This window comes from Alteromonas salexigens (assembly GCF_025628895.1).
GTDB lineage: Bacteria > Pseudomonadota > Gammaproteobacteria > Enterobacterales > Alteromonadaceae > Alteromonas > Alteromonas salexigens.
On sequence record NZ_JAOTJC010000008.1, the window covers coordinates 268,208 to 286,732 of the forward strand.

The 18,525-nt window shown below is 48.8% G+C and carries 13 protein-coding genes; 9 read left to right on the forward strand and 4 right to left on the reverse strand.

What is annotated here, in order from left to right:
* Positions 1-345 precede the first annotated feature (345 nt).
* Both OCL06_RS10770 and OCL06_RS10775 read left to right on the forward strand, forming a co-directional pair.
* Positions 346-3,282, forward strand: coding sequence for a TonB-dependent receptor (locus OCL06_RS10770; RefSeq protein WP_262994388.1), 2,937 nt, complete (start codon positions 346-348; stop codon positions 3,280-3,282).
* 336 nt (positions 3,283-3,618) lie between these two features.
* Complete coding sequence (locus OCL06_RS10775) at positions 3,619-6,342, forward strand: TonB-dependent receptor domain-containing protein (protein WP_262994390.1); 2,724 nt, start codon at positions 3,619-3,621, stop codon at positions 6,340-6,342.
* Between the two features lie 434 nt (positions 6,343-6,776).
* On the opposite strand, the gene OCL06_RS10780 is transcribed toward OCL06_RS10775, so the two are convergent.
* Positions 6,777-8,420 carry a tetratricopeptide repeat-containing sulfotransferase family protein gene (locus OCL06_RS10780; RefSeq protein WP_262994392.1) on the reverse strand — a complete coding sequence of 548 codons (1,644 nt, stop codon included), beginning with the start codon at positions 8,418-8,420 and terminating at the stop codon, positions 6,777-6,779.
* Positions 8,421-8,674: 254 nt separating this feature from the next.
* Here OCL06_RS10780 and OCL06_RS10785 point away from each other — a divergent pair, with 254 nt between their 5' ends.
* A complete protein-coding gene (locus OCL06_RS10785; protein ID WP_262994394.1) occupies positions 8,675-8,935 on the forward strand; it encodes a hypothetical protein in 261 nt (86 codons plus the stop codon).
* A 69-nt stretch (positions 8,936-9,004) separates the two neighbouring features.
* Here OCL06_RS10785 and OCL06_RS10790 read toward each other — a convergent pair whose 3' ends face one another.
* Genes OCL06_RS10790 through OCL06_RS10800 form a run of 3 tightly spaced genes read right to left on the reverse strand, consistent with a single transcriptional unit; the run spans position 9,005 to position 12,577 of the window.
* Positions 9,005-9,763: an O-methyltransferase gene (locus tag OCL06_RS10790; RefSeq protein WP_262994395.1), complete on the reverse strand. Its 759-nt coding sequence runs from the start codon at positions 9,761-9,763 to the stop codon at positions 9,005-9,007.
* 27 nt (positions 9,764-9,790) lie between these two features.
* Positions 9,791-11,599 carry a tetratricopeptide repeat protein gene (locus OCL06_RS10795; protein WP_262994397.1) on the reverse strand — a complete coding sequence of 603 codons (1,809 nt, stop codon included), beginning with the start codon at positions 11,597-11,599 and terminating at the stop codon, positions 9,791-9,793.
* A gap of 12 nt (positions 11,600-11,611) precedes the next feature.
* The gene (locus OCL06_RS10800; RefSeq protein WP_262994399.1) at positions 11,612-12,577 is read right to left on the reverse strand and encodes a class I SAM-dependent methyltransferase; all 966 of its coding nucleotides are present in this window, start codon (positions 12,575-12,577) and stop codon (positions 11,612-11,614) included.
* A gap of 884 nt (positions 12,578-13,461) precedes the next feature.
* On the opposite strand from OCL06_RS10800, the gene OCL06_RS10805 reads away from it, so the two are divergent.
* Genes OCL06_RS10805 through OCL06_RS10830 form a run of 6 tightly spaced genes read left to right on the forward strand, consistent with a single transcriptional unit; the run spans position 13,462 to position 18,408 of the window.
* Positions 13,462-14,223 (forward strand): DUF3450 domain-containing protein, encoded by a 762-nt coding sequence (locus OCL06_RS10805; RefSeq protein WP_262994401.1) that lies wholly within the window; start codon positions 13,462-13,464, stop codon positions 14,221-14,223.
* A gap of 6 nt (positions 14,224-14,229) precedes the next feature.
* Entirely contained in the window at positions 14,230-15,588 is a 1,359-nt protein-coding gene (locus OCL06_RS10810; protein WP_262994403.1) for a MotA/TolQ/ExbB proton channel family protein, read from the forward strand.
* Position 15,589: 1 nt separating this feature from the next.
* On the forward strand, positions 15,590-16,114 hold the full coding sequence (locus OCL06_RS10815; protein ID WP_262994405.1) for a MotA/TolQ/ExbB proton channel family protein: 525 nt from the start codon (positions 15,590-15,592) through the stop codon (positions 16,112-16,114).
* A gap of 11 nt (positions 16,115-16,125) precedes the next feature.
* Positions 16,126-16,524, forward strand: a complete 399-nt coding sequence (locus OCL06_RS10820; protein ID WP_163085941.1) for an ExbD/TolR family protein — start codon at positions 16,126-16,128, stop codon at positions 16,522-16,524.
* Between the two features lies 1 nt (position 16,525).
* Positions 16,526-17,137 carry an energy transducer TonB gene (locus tag OCL06_RS10825; RefSeq protein WP_262994409.1) on the forward strand — a complete coding sequence of 204 codons (612 nt, stop codon included), beginning with the start codon at positions 16,526-16,528 and terminating at the stop codon, positions 17,135-17,137.
* A 2-nt stretch (positions 17,138-17,139) separates the two neighbouring features.
* Positions 17,140-18,408 (forward strand): tetratricopeptide repeat protein, encoded by a 1,269-nt coding sequence (locus OCL06_RS10830; protein ID WP_262994411.1) that lies wholly within the window; start codon positions 17,140-17,142, stop codon positions 18,406-18,408.
* Positions 18,409-18,525 lie beyond the last annotated feature (117 nt).

The following is an 18,525-nucleotide window of genomic DNA, read 5'->3' on the forward strand; positions in this document are numbered from 1 at the left end:
TTTAAAAACCTGTAATGTATAATAATTGTACAATGCGACGAGCGGCTGAAAAATTTAATAAAAGCAGATTGTTACCAGTTAAGATTTCTCGAATATAGACTTTAGTCTAACCGAAGGCCTCGCCCTTATTAAGCTGGCAATATATTAAGTGTTTCAAATATTTCAAAGATGTTTCATTTTATTTACATGGGGAACGGTTATTTTCATAAAAAAGAGGAATTTTGCTGTTTGACGAAAGGATTTTATTTTGATTAGTCTGAATTTGAGATAACTATCTCGTGATAATAATAAATCCTTTCTTAAGGAATTTTGTCGCTAAGCAAATTAGCGAACCATGGAGAAAAAATGATCAATTTCAAAAAGCGCACAGCCGTGCTCGCTGTTGCTTTGGGTTTAGGTATGGCGACGCCGGCACTTGCCGACGGCACCACCGGTTATATCCAGGGTAACGCTATCGAAGCAGACGGCGATAAAATTGCCGGCGCCACCATCACTATTGAAAACGTTGACACCGGCCTGACCCGTACCGTAGAAACCAACGATAACGGTCTGTTCCGTTTCCCACTGCTACCGCCAGGTACCTATAATATTGTGGCTGAAAAGGACGGTTACCGCCGCAACCTGCAAGAAAATATTCGGGTAGGGATTAGCGGAAAAACCAATATCAATCTGGCCCTCTCCAGTATGGACGTGGAACGCATTGAGGTGACCGGCAGCTCAATAGCCATGGTAGATGTAACCAGTTCAAGTACCGGCATTGTGGTTGATCAGGTGACCCTTGAGAAGGTGCCGGTGCCCAGAAACCTGACCTCGGTGGCACTGCTGGCACCGGGCACCACGAAAGGTGACTCAGCGTTCGGCGATCTGCCTTCGATTGGCGGCGCATCGGTAGGTGAAAACGCCTACTTTGTAAACGGTCTGAACCTGACTAACTTCCGAACCGGTGTAGGCTCCTCGCAACCGCCTTTCGAAATGTATGAGACGTTTGAAGTTAAAACCGGTGGGTATTCTGCCGAATTCGGGCGTGTCACCGGTGGGGTGATAAACGCTAAGACGAAAAGCGGTACCAACGAATTTAAGTGGGGCGTCAATTATTACATTGAGCCCGATGCGCTACGGGACGATCCCCCTAACAACAAAGTTGATGGTCTGTACCGTATAGACAACCGCAAAGACGAAGAAACCTTGTGGGATGCGAACTTGTGGGCCAGCGGCGCGCTCATTGAAGACGAGCTGTTTTATTATGTGCTGTTTAATCCCCGTGATCGGGAAGAGACCGACGCACTTCGCCAGACCCGTTCGGGCGACCAGCTAAGTCAGTTTATGGAAGTTCAGAATGACGACGATGCATTCTGGGGCGCTAAAATTGACTGGTACATGACCGAAGATAATATTCTGGAAATCACCGCATTTTCTGATGAGCAGTCCACTACCATTACCCGTTACAGAACCCTCGATGGTGAGCGCGCCAGCGAACCTACTTACGGGTCTGAAGATAAAGGTGGTCTGAACTACACGGTTAAATACACCAGTATTATCAATGCTGACTTTTCGATTTCAGCACAGTACGGCGTGAACGAACAGGACCGCACCACGCAAAGTGCGCTGGACGCGAATCCCGCCGTTTATTTCCGGTATGACAGTTCGGGCGCGTTTGTGCCTTCTACCACCTTTGCGAACTTCTCTGTCGATCAAGGCAAGGATGAGCGTAAAGTGTTCCGGGTTGACGCGGACTGGTATGTAGGCGACCACTCCATCCGTTTTGGTGTTGATTACGAAGAGCTCACCGCTGAGTCGCTGACAACGAATTCTGGTGGCGCTTATTACCTGTACTACGTCGATGACAGCGATCCGGCTAACGAAGATATTTATCAGGTTCGTCACAGAACCTATGAAGTAGGTGGGACCTTTGAATCTGAAAATTTTGCGTTTTATGTTCAGGATCAGTGGCAGGCCACGGATAATCTGGTGATAAACGCCGGTATTCGTAATGATTCGTTCGAAAACTTTAATGCTAACGGCGATACCTTCGTAGACCTGTCGAACCAGTGGGGCCTGCGTTTAGGGGCTGTCTGGGACGTAATGGGTGATGGCGAGTCCAAGGCCTGGGTAAACTACGGCCGTTACTATCTGCCGGTGGCTGCGAATACCAATATTCGCCTTGCCGGTGCCGAAACCTATATTCAGGAATATTACGAGTTTGAAGGGTATGCCGACCCAGACCTGTTCATTCCTAATCTGACCGGTGATAAAACCCGTGAAGATGAAGTGTTTGCCAATGGCTCCGCCGCCACTCCAGCGGAAATTGTCGACCAGAATCTGGACTCTATGTACTCCGACGAGTTTATTGCCGGCTACCAGTTCCAGCTGAGCGAAGAGTGGAGCATGGCGGTTCAGGGCACGTATCGTGAGTTGTCCACCACTATTGAAGATGTGGCCATTGACGCCGCGGTAATCGAGTGGGCGGCAGACAACGGTTATGGTGATGTGTCTGATATCTGGACCGGCTTCCATTCATATGTACTGACGAATCCGGGTTCAGATATGCGTATCGCCACCACTGAACTGCCTGGTGCAGAGGGCGAACAGGTATTCATGGATTTGTCTGCTGAAGACCTGGGCTACCCGGATTCAGTGCGTAAATACGCCGCCGTTGATGTCACCTTTGAAAAAGCCTGGGACGGCGTATGGCTGCTAAATGCGGCTTACACCTGGTCTCACAGCTGGGGTAACAACGAAGGTTATGTGCGCTCAGACAATGGTCAGGACGATGCCGGTTTGACAACCCTGTTCGACCAGCCCGGATTGCTGGATGGCGCGTATGGCGACCTGCCTAACGACCGTCGTCATCAGGTCAAGGTATTTGGTTCCTATGCCATTACTGAGCAACTGAATGTAGGCGCAAATGTGCAGTGGCAGTCAGGCCGTCCTATCAACTCGTTTGGCTATCACCCCACTGATGTATTTGCACAGGCCTATGGCTCTGAGTCGTTCTACGCAAATGGTGAACTGATGCCCCGTGGCTCAGGCGGCAGAACCTCCAGCTACATGAACGTAGATTTGTCAGCGTCTTACACTATGGACGTGTTTGATGATGCGACATTGCAGTTGCGTGCTGATGTGTTCAACGTACTGGGTGGCGACGAAGTAACCGAAGTATATGAAATCTTCGATGATGAAGCTTCGTCTCCGGACGCACCGACCATGGATCCAAATTACGGTCGTCCTACCGCGTGGCAAACACCACGTTACGTAAGATTAAGTGCATCTTTACGCTTTTAATACGTAACTGAAAAAATATGCAGTGAAGCGAGCCTTCACTGCATATTTATCCACGAATCGCGCAAAAAAAAGTATTTTTGAAAAGGAGAATAAAGTTAAAGGAGTTAATAATAGGTAAAAAAGGTGATATTTGTAAGTTAATTTTTACAGGTCATGGTGGATTCAGGCAAAAAAAATTGAACTTTTGAAACTCCCTCGTCTGATCCCAGTTGACCCCCATCGTTCGATGTGGTTATTATCAATATCGAGGCTAAGACCTTACAAATAATAAGTCGTTCAATAAAGCGATTTAAAAAAACACACACTAAAGAGTTTAGTGGTCCAGGGAGACATTACATGTTTACAAACTCGAAACTGGCTAAGTCAGTCAAGCTGGCTTGCGCCTTCGGTGCTGCGTCTGCAGCCCTGACGACAACTCAGGTAGTCGCGCAAGAAGCAGGTGCTGACGAACCAGTAGAAAAAATCCAGGTTACTGGTTCACGTATCAAACGTACTGATATGGAATCTGCTAGCCCCATCAGCGTATTCACTTCAGCAGACATCGAAGCATCAGGTGTAACCACACTGGAAGATTTCGTACAGAACGTACCGGCAATCAACGGTGCGAAACTGGGTAGCACAGTAAACAACGGTAACCGTGGTTTCGCTACTGCATCACTACGTGGTCTGGGTTCTGGTCGTACGCTGGTACTGATCAATGGCCGCCGCTGGAGCTCTGGTGATCTGAATGCCATTCCGGTATCAATCATCGAGCGTGTTGAAATCGTACGTGACGGTGCATCTACCGTTTATGGTTCTGACGCCATCGCTGGTGTAATCAACTTCATTACAAAGAAAGATTTCGAAGGTGTTGAGCTTACTGCGCAGTACGATGTGACTGACGAAGATGACGGCGAAACGACTAAGATTGCTTTCACAACAGGTACTTCTTCTGACAAGGGCAACGTTGTTCTGTCAATGGAATACACCAACCGTAACGCTATCTGGCAGGGCGACCGTGACTTCTCAGCATGTCCTCTGTTTGATAATGGCCCTGGTTCAGAGCCGTTCTGTGGTGGTTCAGGTACTATTCCACAAGGTCACGCATTCCCAGTATCTGGCGGAAGCTTTGTAGTTGAGAACGGCGAAATCGTTCCTTTCTCTAACGCGCAGCACGGCTATAACTATGCTGCTGCCAGCTACATGGTAACACCTCAGGAAGTATTCAGTGCTAACGGTAGCGCGAACTATGAAATTGCTGACAGCCTGTCAGTATTCACAGAGTTCGGTATGGCTAACCGTCAGTCAGAGCAGTTAATGGCCCCAGTTGGTACTTTCTGGTTCCCGTTGGTACCTGAGTCAAACCCAGGTGCACAACAATTCGGTGAAGACGTATACGTAGCACGTCGTCTGGCTGAAACCGGTGGTCGTCGCTTTACCCAGGACGTTGCTGACTACCGTATGGTTGTTGGTTTCGAAGGTTACCTGTCAAACGACTGGACGTGGGACGTGTCTTACAACTATTCACGTTTCGTAGATACGCGTATGGTTTATGGTCAGGCTAACGAACCACGTTTCGATATCCTGCTGGATCCAGAGCTGTGTGCAGACACTGCAGACTGCCCGGGAGTTTGGAACCCGTTTGAAGCCGGTACGCTGACAGACGAGATGATCGACTACGCAACCGTTACACATTCACCAGTACTGCGTACAACTACCAAGCAATTCATGGCGAACCTGCAGGGCGACCTGGGTGACCTGGAACTGCCAGGTGGCCGCATCATGTGGGCTGCGGGTGTTGAAAAACGCTGGGAAAGCCTGCTGAGTGAGCCTGATGGTGCTGCATCACTGGGTCAAATCTTCGGTGTAGCTTCAGACCGGACAGAAGGTCAGTACGAAGTAGAAGAATTCTACTTAGAAGCTAACTTCCCAATTCTTGATGGCGCGCCAATGGCTGAGTCTCTGAACGTTACCGCTGCGGTACGTCGTTCAGACTTCGACTTCCTTGACGATGCGACTACTAACACTAAGTTCGGTGTTGAGTGGGTACCGGTAACTGATTTACTGGTTCGTGCAACATGGGCAGAAGGTTTCCGTGCACCGAGCATCTCTGAACTGTTCCTGCCAGAGCAAGACACTAACCCATCTTACGCTGATCCTTGTGTAAACTGGGGTACTGCGCAGGATAACGCGACTATCCGTGCAAACTGTCAGGCTGACGGCCTGCCAGAAGACTTCTCACTGTCTTCTAACCAGGCAAGTGCAAAATTCGGTGGTAACGAAAACCTGAGCCCAGAAGAGTCAGAAAGCTTCACAGCGGGTGTTGTTTGGTCTCATGAGTCAAGCTTCACAATGGCGTTTGACTACTTTGACATCGAAATCGAAAACGGTATCGGTACAGCTGGTGTGAACAACATTGTAACAGGCTGTTATGCAAGTGAAGGCTTCTCAAGCCCTCTGTGTGACCTGATCAAAGGTCCTGCGTACCAGGGCGATGCGCCTCACCCAACGTCACCTCGTCGTAACGTTATCGGTAACCCGTCTGGCGTACTGCTGACTAACGCTAACCTGGCCGTGTTCAAGACCTCTGGTGTTGACTTCGACTTTGGTTACGGAATGGAAGCTGCTGGCGGTGAGTTCAAGTTCAAGGTTAACGGTACCTGGCTGAACGAATACAAGTACACGCCGTTCGCTGGTGCGGATGAGATTGATATTGCTGGTACATTTGCAACTGACCAATGGGAAGGTGCGCTGGCAACATTCAACGAGTGGAAAGTTAACGTAGGTGTTAACTTCATGGCTGACGACTACTCAGTGGCATGGGAATCTCGCTGGATGTCTGAAACAGACGAGTTTGGCGGTAACCCAGAGCAGAACCTGTCTACGACAGCAGATGCTATCTGGTACCACGACCTGAGCGGTTCATACTACATGGACAACTACACGTTCACAGCCGGTGTGCGTAACCTGTTGGATGAAGATCCACCGTACACTACTAACAACGGTGACATGAATACTATCAACTATTCATATGACACTGCTGGTCGCTACTTCTTCGCTCGAGTAACTGCTAAGTTCTAATCGACGCTAAGAAATAAGCTACACATAAATCCCTCACCTCGGTGAGGGATTTTTTTTGCTTAAAATAGCCCGGTAAGTGGTGGATGTTCGCAACAGGGCGGTGAAGCGTGGGTTCACGCCGGAAAGGGAGTTAATAGACAGCCACGTGTCAGGTTTATATTACTGACAGGCAGCATTTCCGGCTTTCCTGAATCTGAAGTTTGAAGCAATTCCGCAACTCATACGTAGCGATAACGAAATTACGGTATGCGGTGATTAGCGGATACTAAGAATGAATTACCGGTCTGAGACGGCACCAATAACAAAGTGGGGGCCACAGGCTAAGACCAAACAGTGTAATGTAAGCGCCTGACAGTGCCTGTAAACGCTGTTCACAACCATAGGGTGTGTATGGACCATAGGATTAAAGGTTGGTTGTCGTAGCTCCTGCTACCCTACAGTAAGCCACGCGCTGACAAGTAATCTGCTGCCGGCTTTAGCTGGTTCGCATAATGCTTCCACCGACCAACGCTACTGGTATACATCTTATTTCTCACCTGCCAGACACTCGCCGTCGCTACCGCATTTGAAGATTGATTAAATTCAAGACAACGGTGGTCCCAGGGAAGATCGATATACGACAGTATTGCGCGGGTTTCCGACTCCTGCTGATGGACCAGCGATTCATAACTGACTACATGAATATCGTTGCCGAACACCTTACACCAATGAGTGACAAGCTTTTCAGTATCGGCGATGTACGCGGCGATATCTTCCAGTCCGTTCGCATATTGTTGATTTCCACCCAAATGCTGACTGTATATTGATAACAACGTATCTAAGGGGTGGCGCCGGGTGAGTAAAATTCGCGCGTTGGGAAACAGGGCTTTTATCAGCCCAATATACAATAGGTTATCCGGACGCTTATCCGTGACATAGGACGCCTGACCAAACTGTTCACGCAGCTGGTTTTCATAATTATTTTTAATTTCACACAGCCACTGTGGGTCTTGAGATAACTTCAGCCAGTTTCCACCGGTATCGTTCGCCAGATTTACAAAGAAAGGAAGTTCTCCCGCGCAAGCTACGGCGGGGTGTCGGCTGAGAATTTGCTCTACCAGCGTGGTACCAGAACGAAACATCCCGCAGATAAAGATGGGCTCTGCAGTACTTTCAGACTCACTGAGACCGTGCACGTTTCGAGGGAAAGCAGCCACAATATCATTAACAGACTGGTTAAATGCTTGTCTATCGAAGGGGCCCATGCGTTGCCTGGCGAATCTGTTGGCTTTGCTCAGATAGTCAAATGCTGCAGTATAGTGACCCTGGCTGTCGTGAAACTTTCCTAACCCGTAGTAAATACTTTCAGCCTGCTTTGGTGAACAGCGGCCAGATTCTGCCAATGTAGTGACTGTGTCGACGAGAGCGTGGTCATCGTTACTGATTGCGTCAGCGTTAGCTAAGCGCTCAAATACGTGCTCCGTGGCAGGCTGGCGATGTAAAATGTCGCGATATACTGCCATCGCAGCAGGCTTATCAGCCACCTCCTCAAGCAGCGTAGCCAGATTGAACTTCAGAAGAATATCTTCAGGATATAATTCACAGGCTTCTGTAAGGGTGGCAATAGCCTCCTCCTTACGACGGCCTTTTGCGAGGACCGACGACTGGTTCAGCCACACCTCTTCAGGCTTATCAATGCCTAGTTCAATCGCCTGTTTGTAATGATGCACCGATTCATCTACCTGTGGGATCTGGGCCAGCGCATACGCAAGATTAAAATGAGCCAACGGATGTTCAGGTAAACGGGCAAGCAGCAGACGGTAAACTTCCACTACCAGATGGGGCGCGTTGTGGGCTGTCAGCATGTCGGCTACTCGCTCAAACACCGGTACGCGAGTTTCAGTTTGTTGAAGTAAAGCCTCTGCCGGTGACCACATCGCCTGTATATCGTGCTGTGCATAGTAGCATTGCACCTGCAGCCACAATGCCTGCGGATTGCCAGGATGGTCGCTTAAAAAATGCGTTAATAAATGGTTAGCCTGCCCGTAATCAGCTTTCTGTAGCAGCGTAGAAATATTGTTTAAGTTGATAGCGGGCATACATACCTATTTACATTTAAATTCATACACTGGCCAGTGCTTGAGAGTATGATAATTCCGAAACACTGCCGGGACTTACGTCAGCAATACAAGTTGGGGGGTATCTTGCCACAATTTGTTGTCAAAATGCAGTGCATGTGCGGTGGTCACTTATCGCATATTAGTGGAGTGTGAACAAAAGTTGTGCTATTTCTGTGCAGCGGTTTGTTAACCCATTAACAGGATTTTAAATACACAATAAAGGATTGTATGAAATGAAAAAACTAATCGGAATTGCGGCCCTTGCGAGCTTAACTGCCCTCACCGGCTGTGCTACCTCTGACGATCATATTGCCAAGGCGGGCAAGGATCGTGATGATCTGGTATGTGAGTATACCCGGGTAACCGGCTCGAACCTTAAAAAGAAAGTGTGCATGACACCGCGTCAGCGTGAAATTGCACGGGAAGCGGCACGTCAGGAGATGGAAAACGTCCAGCGTCGCATGGCCCACGAGAGCTCAGTTACAGGTCAGTAACGCCGAAGCGGGTATCAAGGCTGATAAAGCTGCGAAAAAAGCCTGCACATTTGCAGGCTTTTTTCATGGTCACGGTTTTTTCGCGTAAGGTTTATCCCAGTCACTGGAATGCAAATGTTTGGCGCCCATGCCAAACGCTGGCTGTCGGTCACCTGCGACCGGGAAGTCAAATTCGCGGTGCAGAAATAACGATGTCGTGGAAGTATGGGATTCACAAGGTTTAAACCCGGTCATATCCACCTGTAATAATCCTTGCTGCTTTAAGAATGCGGCCGTCTGGTGATGCCAGTCAGCGTTGTCGAGAATGATCACGCCACCTTTAGCCAGCTTGCTCACCGCCTGCGCGGCACAGTCATACCGGTATCCGCCGCCATCCACAACGATGACATCAAACTCGCCATCCTGATCAGACAACGTAAACGGGAAGCTGTCTCCCTGCGCTAACAAGACTGATGCATTGTCATTATCGGCGGTCTGCTGACTGACAAATTGATGCCACTGTGGGTTGTTCTCAATACTCACCACTTGTTTCGCGCGGGCCATCCAGAACAGGGTGGAGGCGCCTGAACCGAATTCAAATACCCGTTTTTCACGGTAATCGAACTGTTGCAGGTATTCTATTGCAGGGTAGGTGTATAGGGGCAAGGGATTACCCTGACTGTCTTTGGCCAGGCCTTCATTGGTGGCTTCCACAAACCCGTAGGCGTTACGGAATACCTGCATACAGGCAGCCAGAAACATTTCACCTTTGGACATTTCAAGCACATCAGGGTGGCGTCGGGTGACGTCCTCTTTGCCTTTTTCAGGCGTCATTTTTCCCCAGAACATAAAAATCTCCTTATTATTGTTGTTGATTTATGTCGGTACAATATCGAAAGCGACAGTCAGCCTGTTTTCATCTGATTCAAAAGGCACAGTCCCGTGCCACATATACGATGGGAAGAGCACTACGTGACCGGCTTGAGGTTTAAGCACAAAGTCAGGCTCAAAGATCAACTGGCTACTGATATCAGGCTGGCCAAACTTAATCCAGCCCTGGCCATCGTGTGTCAGGGCTTCAGGTAAGCTGACGTAATAGCAGGCGCTGATCCAGCCCTCATGGTGATAATGATTACGGTGATACCCGGTTCCCGCCAGTCTTACTGACCACGACCCCGAGTAATCAAACTGGTTTGTCTTTTCACCACACAGCGGGTGCCCGGGGATCCTGGGTAGCTGCCCGATATACCGGCTGACTTGTTCGGAAATCGCTTGCTTGAGTGCCTGCACGGTAGCAATGTTTTGATCAAACAGGTTGCCAAAAGTTTGCGTACCCGTACGCAACGACTGTTCAACAGGCGGTGCGTGAAGACGTTGATGCAGCTGATTTAAATCCGCTGCCAGCGCAGCATTGAATGCCGCGTTGTTTTTAAAGCCTGCGGGCGTAGTAATAGGGTTAGCGAACACAAATTCATGGTAGTCATGCAGCCTGGCATAGCTGGTTACATTCTTTTGAAGTTTATCTAATGCGCTTTGGTGCGCAATCCATCCCTTGTTCCAAGGCTCTTTGCGCATCAGGCCTTTAATGATTTTGCCAGCGTCATTGGGCTGGTTGTTGCACATTAAAGTAATGGCTAGTTCCTTTTGCAGTTCATTCACATCCGGATGTGATTTAACAGCACGCTTCAAACGCTGGCATGACCCGGCGATGTCTCCGCGTTCCCGTTCCAGTAGCCCAAGCATGGCCGACAAAGGAGGGTGGGAGAGAATTGTATCGGCAAGCGGGCATAGTAACTGGTACGCCTCATCCAGCTGTTCTGCTTTAATCAGATGCAGCCCATACACAGTGAGAATAGCGCGATCGTCTGGCGCTGTAGCCAGGGCTGATTCGTATACGGCTTTCCAGTTGCTGTCACACAACATCCAACGTGTCTGCGCAAGTCCCTGTACTGCCTTGCTATTAAGCGGGTTTACTGTAAGTAAGTGCTTATACTGGTGTTCCGCCGTGTGATAGTCACCGGCCTCAAAGGCCACGTCGGCCAATAACTGGCTCACTCTGAGATCGGAAGGATCGGCAGCATGTAGCTTTGTCAGTAGCGCCTGCGCACTGGCAAAGTCAGAACACGTTTTATAGGCAGTGGCCAGAGTAACGTTAACGGTATAATTGGCAGGCTGCTCTTGTTGCAGAGCAAGTAACTGGGATACTGCCTTTTTATGCTCTCGACACTGAAGCCAGCACTGCGCCTGAGCAACCAGCGCCGCAACAGGTTGTTGGGTTAGATTTGCCGCGCGACCGTAATACTCGGCAGCCTGACTGGCCTCACCATCCGCGTTGAGGAGCCGGGCGAAGTTAAAATTCGTATCGTAGTGTTTGGGATTGACACGCAGTGCGCGGGTATAGCACTGCCTGGCTTTGGATGTGTCACCCTTGTCTGCGTATGCACCAGCCTGACCACACAGCACATCCGGGTTATTCGGGGCAGATTTCAAAAGTTGCTGGTAAACACGCAGTGCTTGCTGAGTTTGACCGGTTTTGCGATAACACTGCGCCAATAACAGTCGCACCTGCGGGGCGTGCTGTGCCGTCGCCAGTTGCTTACACAGCGATAAAGCGGCGTCATATTGTTTATGCTGATAAAGAGACACGGCCTGCGACCATGCCTGTTGTAATTGCGCTGTTGTCATTCCCTGCTACCTTTACTGCCTGGTAAATTCCAGTGCACTGGCTAAAAGCGATCCGTCATCGTCTTTGATAGCGCGTTGGCTCACCAACTGCAAGCCATTATTACCCGCCAGAGAAATGAGCGTAGCCAGCCCGTCATCATCTACCGCTGCTTCCTGACACATTGCCAGCCGCAACCGGTGTGCTTCTACTGCTTCAGCCACCGCGCCGATGTGCTCAAGGGCATGATCAATTGTCAGCGAGCCATGATGAGATAAAACATGCCGGGTCACGTTTATCAGGTCACGGACCAGAGGAGCCGCTTCTGACTGATGTGCATAGGCACTGAGCTTATTTTTTGCTGTCACCAGCTCATCATTGCAATTACGGAGCGTTTGACTGGGCGCTTCTCCTTGCCTTTCTTTATAAAACTGAACGGTGAAAGCACGCAATGCATCCAGATACCGAATATCTTCAAACAGCTTTCGAATGAACTGAAGGCCCTGCCGGGCTGCAAGTGTGGTCTTGCCATTTTCCCTATGCACTACAAAAGCGGCATTACCACCTACCCGCAGCACCCTGCCTATTTCTTTAAGGCTGTGCAGGAGGTGTGTGTACTCGACGCCAAACTGGCAGATAATGGAGTGAAAGCAATGCCTCGCATAAGGCAGGTTTTCCAGGGTGCCATTTGAGGCAAAGTGCACCTGCTGTAGTAGCGGCGAGTTCTTGATGACCTCTGCATTAACCGGCACCTGATCGAAACCATGTACTTCAAAAGAGCAGTGGTTATCGCGGCTAAACTTTGTCGCTAAGGCTGCTATAGCACCATTGCCGGTGCAGACATCCAGCAAAGTACAATCGGATGAAAGGCGGGCGAAATAAGCCTGCCAGTATTCTTCATATGGGCGGCCGTAAGCGTGATGTCCCTGGCTCTGAATACAACCGGAGGCGTTCCCCTGCTGCCAGAACTGTGCCCAGGCTTGTTGTTTGGATATTGTCATACTAAGACCACATTACTTCGGCGGTATCCCGCGTGGTGATTGTTATTGTGGCTAAAAGATTCGGAAAATCTTATTAACTTACCTGCATACTACTGATTTTTACTTCAATTGGTAGACCGATTTTTAGACTAATTAAAGAGATACTTAATTGAGTTTGAAATTCAGTTTATCTGTTTGTCGGTGAAGTGCAGATTTATTGCGGTCATTAGGACTGGTTGGAGGTGTGCTTTTTGTGCCGCATTGCGAAAGGTGTATTAGCCTAAAGTATAAGGTATGTGCCACTGGACTCTCTCCTCGTTCACGGCGTTATACAACGAATAGCACCGATTCTCTGCTCAGATTTTCGGCGCGGGCGTGCGTGGCGGGGGCAAAACTGATACCTGTCGAAAGCGTGCTGGTCAGACCGCAACTCAACGTCATGACAGACTTTTTTACCGAAACTACAGGCAAAATTGAGCACCAGGGTCTAATCTAGGATAAAGGGAAAAGGCGCGTAAAACGCTGAAATTCGTCGGCCATGGCAGTGATGCAGGCGGGTAACGTGTTGCGTAATGGCAACATCGTTGATGGATTTTCCCGTGATGACGCGCCATTCAGCGATTGTGAAATTAATTTACAGTTTAAAAAGTAATGGTAGGTAGCTGTTTACATAATTGTTTACATTATGTTCAAAAGTGTGGGCGGAACCGGTGGTAAAAGGTTCGGTTGCTTGACTATGCGGGTGTATCCGTGTGAGTATTAGGAGTTCGTAGTATTACCTTTTTACCGGTAATCACTACCTTCCTGAAACAAAATTGTAAAAGTTTATACGCCCCTTGCCAGAAAGATGCTTTCAATAGTGGCGAGGATTCAAATAAGAAATTTGGTTGGGAACTATGTCCAAAATGAGCAAGAGAACTCTTATTGCTTCTACTGTGATGGGTGCATTCGCACTAACAAGTAGCGCAGTCTCTGCAGATACGCTTGATAAGCTTCAGACAGAACAAGCTAAGATCCACGCAGCTGCAGCGAAATCTCAAGAAAAAATCAACACCTTGTTCGAGCAGTCTCAAGAGCTGTTGGTTGAGTATCGTCAAACAGTCGATGAAACTGAAAACCTGAAAGTTTACAACGATTACATTGCTAGTCTGGTTGCGGATCAACAGCGCAGCATCGACTCTTTGCAACGTCAGATAGACAGCATTGAAGAGACTAAGCAAGGTATCGTTCCTTTGATGTTCCGTATGATCGACAGCTTGGAAAAGTTCATCAAGCTTGATCGTCCAATTCACTTAGAAGAGCGTTTAGAGCGCGTTGAACGTCTGCGCGACGTAATGGCAAACTCTAACGTGACTGTTTCTGAGCAATTCCGTCAGGTTATCGAAGCATACCTGGTAGAAGTAGAGTACGGCACGAAGATCAATTCTTATCAGGGCACTATTGATAGCGACGGCACCGAAGTGACTGTTGACTTCTTTAACCTTGGCCGTACCGCACTGCTGGCTCTTTCATTAGACCAAAGTGCAGCTTGGGTATGGAATAACGAAACCCGCGCATGGGAACAACTGGGTGATGAGTACCTGGCTTCAGTTGTAGACGCAGTGAAAATGGCAAATAACGTCATACCTGCAGACCTAATCAAACTACCAATCAGTGCAGCGGAGTAAGTGTTAATGAAAACTGTATTCAAATCTCTTGTAGCCGCTGCAACGATGGCGGTTATCGCAACCGGCGCCCAGGCTCAGGAAGCAAAGAGTCTGCAGGAGCTGCTAGACCAGGTTCAGAAGAACCGTGTTTCTGAAGCGCGCATTAACGAACAGCGTGAAGCTGAATTCCGTTCTGCCCGTGCTGACAAACAGGCGCTGTTGCGTAAAGCACAATCAGAACTGCAAGCTGAGCAGGATCGTGGCGATCGTCTGCAACAGCAATTTTCTGATAACGAAGTAACTCTTAACGAGAAAGCTGCAGAGCTGGACCAGGCAACAGGTACACTGGGCGAAATGTTCGGTGTGGTTCGTCAGGCGGCATCTGAGGCGTATGGTCGTGTTTCGACTTCAATTGTAAGTGCTCAGTTCCCGGGCCGTGCGGAATTCCTGGCAGAAATGTCTGAGGAATCTAAAGGTCTGCCTAACATCCAGGAACTGGAAGACCTGTGGTTTGCACTGCAAAAAGAAATGACTGAAGGCGGCGACGTTGAGCGTTTCACTACCCAGGTTGTTAACCTGGACGGTGGTACGTCTGAACAGGAAATCGTTCGTGTTGGTACATTCAACCTGGTTGGCCGGGACGGTTACCTGACTTACGACGTTGAAAACGAAGTTGTTCAGCCACTGGGCCGTCAACCTGACAGCCACCTGGTAAACTCTGCAGAAGAGCTGCTGGAAGCTGAATCAGGCCTGACACCTTTCTACGCTGACCCTTCTCAGGGTGCAATTCTTGGTCTGCTGAAACAAAAAGCGACTATGGAAGAGCGTTATCATGCAGGTGGTGCAGTTGGTTACACCATCACTGTAATGCTGGTTATCGGTCTGCTTATCGGTATCTACAAACTGATTACACTGACTATCGCTGGCAGCAAAATCCGTTCACAGCTGAAAAACCCGGGTAACCCTTCAGAAGGCAACCCTCTGGGCCGCATCCTGAAAGTTTATCAGGAAAACAAACATGCGGATGCTGAGAACCTGGAACTGAAACTGGACGAAGCTATCCTGCGTGAACTGCCTTCAATTGAAAGTGGTATCAACGTTATTAAGATCTTCGCAGCTATCGCACCGCTGCTGGGTCTGCTGGGTACCGTACTGGGTATGATTGCAACGTTCCAGACTATTACGCTGTTCGGTACAGGTGACCCTCGTATGATGGCGGGTAGTATCTCTATGGCACTGGTAACAACCGCACAAGGTATTATTGCCGCACTGCCGCTGATTCTGACTCACAGCATCGTAGCGTCGCGCAGCAAATCTATTGTGCACATTCTGGATGAGCAAACTGCGGGTATCGTAGCGGCTCATACAGAGGCGGAGAAAGCGTAATATGGTATACCTGATTGGATTAATGGAATCGGTCAGGGACTTTATCGCTACCGGCGGTGACGTGTTGTACTTCGTTGCTGCCGCGCTCTTTCTCATGTGGGCATTAATGATTGAGCGTTACTGGTATTTAACTTCGGTTTTCCCAAAGGTGAAAAAAGACATCATCCAAAAATGGGATAGCCGGAGTGATACCACTTCATGGTATGCGCATAGAATCCGTGACGCGTGGATTTCTCAAGCGTCAGACGATCTGAACGCTAGAATGCTGATCATTCGCACGTTAATTGCAATGTGTCCGCTAATTGGCCTGCTGGGAACAGTAACCGGTATGATTAGCGTGTTCGAGACAATGGCAACGCAAGGCACCAGTAACGCCCGTTTGATGGCATCTGGTATCTCTATGGCAACTATCCCGACAATGGCGGGAATGGTCGCTGCGCTGTCTGGACTGTTCATCAGTTCACGTCTTGAAGCGAAAGTGAAGATGGCAAGAGAAGGCCTGGTTGACAGCCTGCCACATCATTAGAGAGAGAGATTATGGCTCGAAAAGTCAGAACCGAGGAAGAAGACGCGCAAATTGACATGACGCCCATGTTGGACATCGTGTTTATCATGCTCATCTTCTTTATCGTTACCACCGTTTTCGTAAAAGAAGCGGGTATCGAAGTAAATAAGCCCGATGCGAGCCAGGCGGTACTTCATAAAAATGCCAATATCTTCATTGCAGTAACAGAAGATGGCAGCGTTTGGTTAGACAAACGCGAAGTATCACCGGACAGCGTTAGAGCGAATATAGAGCGTTTGTTGACGGAACAGCCTACTGACTATGTCATTATTCAGGCTGACGTTAAGGCCAAGCATGGTCTGGTGGTGGAAATCATGGACCAGGTTAAAGCTGCAGGCGTTAATCGCGTTTCGGTAGCAGCAAGGGGATAAAATGGCACGATTTATCGTATCTATATTATTAGGTGCTGGTGTTGCATTTGCCTTGTTTGTCTTAATGGCGAAGTTGATTGAGAACTCGTCAAGACCGGCAGATGAAGTACCGGAAGCGCCCGTAATTGACATTGTAATGCAGGCACCTGAAGACGATACGCAAACGCGTACTCGTGTTCCGCCTCCACCGCCTCCGCCGCCTAAGCAGCCGCCTAAAGTGCAGCCTGTTGAGCCGGAAGCGTCAGAGCCGGATGCCAGTGGCTTCAGCATGAACGTACCGTCTATCGACACCGGTGGTGTTGGGGTTAACATTGGTGCCGTTGGTGCCATGCAACGAGATGGTGAAGCAACACCTATCGTTCGTATCGACCCTAAATATCCACCAGAAGCTGCACGTGATGGCAAAGAAGGTTGGGTAAGACTGTCTTTCACCATTAACGAGGTAGGTGGCGTTGAAGATATCGAAGTTATCGATTCTGAACCACGCCGTATTTTCGACCGCGAAGCACGTCGTGCCTTGCGTAAATGGAAATACAAGCCAAAAATCGTTGAAGGTAAAGCGGTTAAGCAAACCGACATGTTCGTTCAGCTAGACTTTAAACTGGAGCAATGATCATGATGAAAAAATCATTCAAAATGTCAGCTGTTGCTTTGGTTATGGGTTTCGGCGCTGCTATTGCTGCTCCTGCAGCAATGGCTCAGTCGACAGCAGCGGTAGTTTGTCCTGGCTATGAAAAGGGCAAGACTACGCTGGTGGGCGAACGTACAGGTAAGAAAGTGCAGCGCGCCTTTGAAGCCTATAATGAAGACAAAGTAGACGAAGCGCTTGAGATTTTGTTCGACATTGATACGTCGGACGAGTTTGACAGTGCTTATGTCGGTCGCTTTATCGGTAATTTGCTGGCCGCCCGGGAAGGTGAAGGTGCTCGTGCACTTAACTACCTGACCAGTGCCGTAGAGACCAAAGTGCTAAACGACACAGAACATGCCCAGACGCTGAAGTTAGTAGGCGACCTGAGCATGCAGGAAGAGAAGTATAACGATGCCATTAAGTGGTATAAGAAATGGATGGACTTTACCTGTAAAGAAAACCCAGACGTTTATACCCGTATGGCGCAGGCTTACTATGAGTCTAAACAACTCGACAAAATAGTAGAGCCGGCGGATAAAGCCATTGCGTTATACGAAGAACCCAACAAGAATCCTTATGTGCTTAAGCTTACATCGTTCTATGAACGTAAGATGTACCCGGAAACGGTAGCGGTAGCAGAGCAACTTGTTGAGAACTTCCCTGAAACCGGTCGTTGGTGGACACAGCTTGGCTTCTTCTACCTGTTGGTTGAAGACTTCAAGAAAGGTTTGGCTACATTTGACCTGGCCTATGAGCAAGGTTTTCTGAAAAAAGAAAACGAAATTAAAACCCTGGCTCAGCTTTACGCAACCAACGGCATTCCTTTCAAGTCTGCCCAGTTGATGGAAAAGTACATTGAGACGGGTTTGATCGCCGACGATGCCGAGATTCTGGCAAGTGTGGCGAACTCATATCACCAGGCCAAAAACTACGATACTGCGGCTGAGTATTACGGCAAAGCGGCACAGAAGAGCTCCGATCCTGAGCACTTCCAGAAACAAGGTACCTTGTTGCTGGTTGCTGAGGATTACAACGGTGCGATTCGTGCTCTGAACAAGGCGTTAGAGCGTGGCGCGGAAGAGCCTGCGAAGATTCACTTCTCGTTAATGGAAGCGAACTTCTATAAAGGCGATTTCAAAGCTGCTTACCGTCATGTACAGGAAGCCAAAAAAGACCGTGCAATGCGTCGTAACGCGTCTGCATGGGAACCTTATATCAAGGAAAAAGCGAAAAACCGCGGCATTGATATTTAAGCCCGGTCGCTCGTTATAGAAAGCCCCTTTCAGGGGCTTTTTTTTATGGGTGTGACCCGTCACGCACAACGCCCATGCTTTGCTGTTTAATATTTGCAGTTCGTTATACGCTGAACG

Excerpts from the sequence above, each read along its gene's own strand:
- OCL06_RS10770 (WP_262994388.1), top strand. The coding sequence starts at position 346 with ATGATCAATTTCAAAAAGCGCACAGCCGTGCTCGCTGTTGCTTTGGGT.
- OCL06_RS10775 (WP_262994390.1), top strand. The coding sequence starts at position 3,619 with ATGTTTACAAACTCGAAACTGGCTAAGTCAGTCAAGCTGGCTTGCGCC.
- OCL06_RS10780 (WP_262994392.1), bottom strand. The coding sequence starts at position 8,420 with ATGCCCGCTATCAACTTAAACAATATTTCTACGCTGCTACAGAAAGCT.
- OCL06_RS10785 (WP_262994394.1), top strand. The coding sequence starts at position 8,675 with ATGAAAAAACTAATCGGAATTGCGGCCCTTGCGAGCTTAACTGCCCTC.
- OCL06_RS10790 (WP_262994395.1), bottom strand. The coding sequence starts at position 9,763 with ATGTTCTGGGGAAAAATGACGCCTGAAAAAGGCAAAGAGGACGTCACC.
- OCL06_RS10795 (WP_262994397.1), bottom strand. The coding sequence starts at position 11,599 with ATGACAACAGCGCAATTACAACAGGCATGGTCGCAGGCCGTGTCTCTT.
- OCL06_RS10800 (WP_262994399.1), bottom strand. The coding sequence starts at position 12,577 with ATGACAATATCCAAACAACAAGCCTGGGCACAGTTCTGGCAGCAGGGG.
- OCL06_RS10805 (WP_262994401.1), top strand. The coding sequence starts at position 13,462 with ATGAGCAAGAGAACTCTTATTGCTTCTACTGTGATGGGTGCATTCGCA.
- OCL06_RS10810 (WP_262994403.1), top strand. The coding sequence starts at position 14,230 with ATGAAAACTGTATTCAAATCTCTTGTAGCCGCTGCAACGATGGCGGTT.
- OCL06_RS10815 (WP_262994405.1), top strand. The coding sequence starts at position 15,590 with ATGGTATACCTGATTGGATTAATGGAATCGGTCAGGGACTTTATCGCT.
- OCL06_RS10820 (WP_163085941.1), top strand. The coding sequence starts at position 16,126 with ATGGCTCGAAAAGTCAGAACCGAGGAAGAAGACGCGCAAATTGACATG.
- OCL06_RS10825 (WP_262994409.1), top strand. The coding sequence starts at position 16,526 with ATGGCACGATTTATCGTATCTATATTATTAGGTGCTGGTGTTGCATTT.
- OCL06_RS10830 (WP_262994411.1), top strand. The coding sequence starts at position 17,140 with ATGATGAAAAAATCATTCAAAATGTCAGCTGTTGCTTTGGTTATGGGT.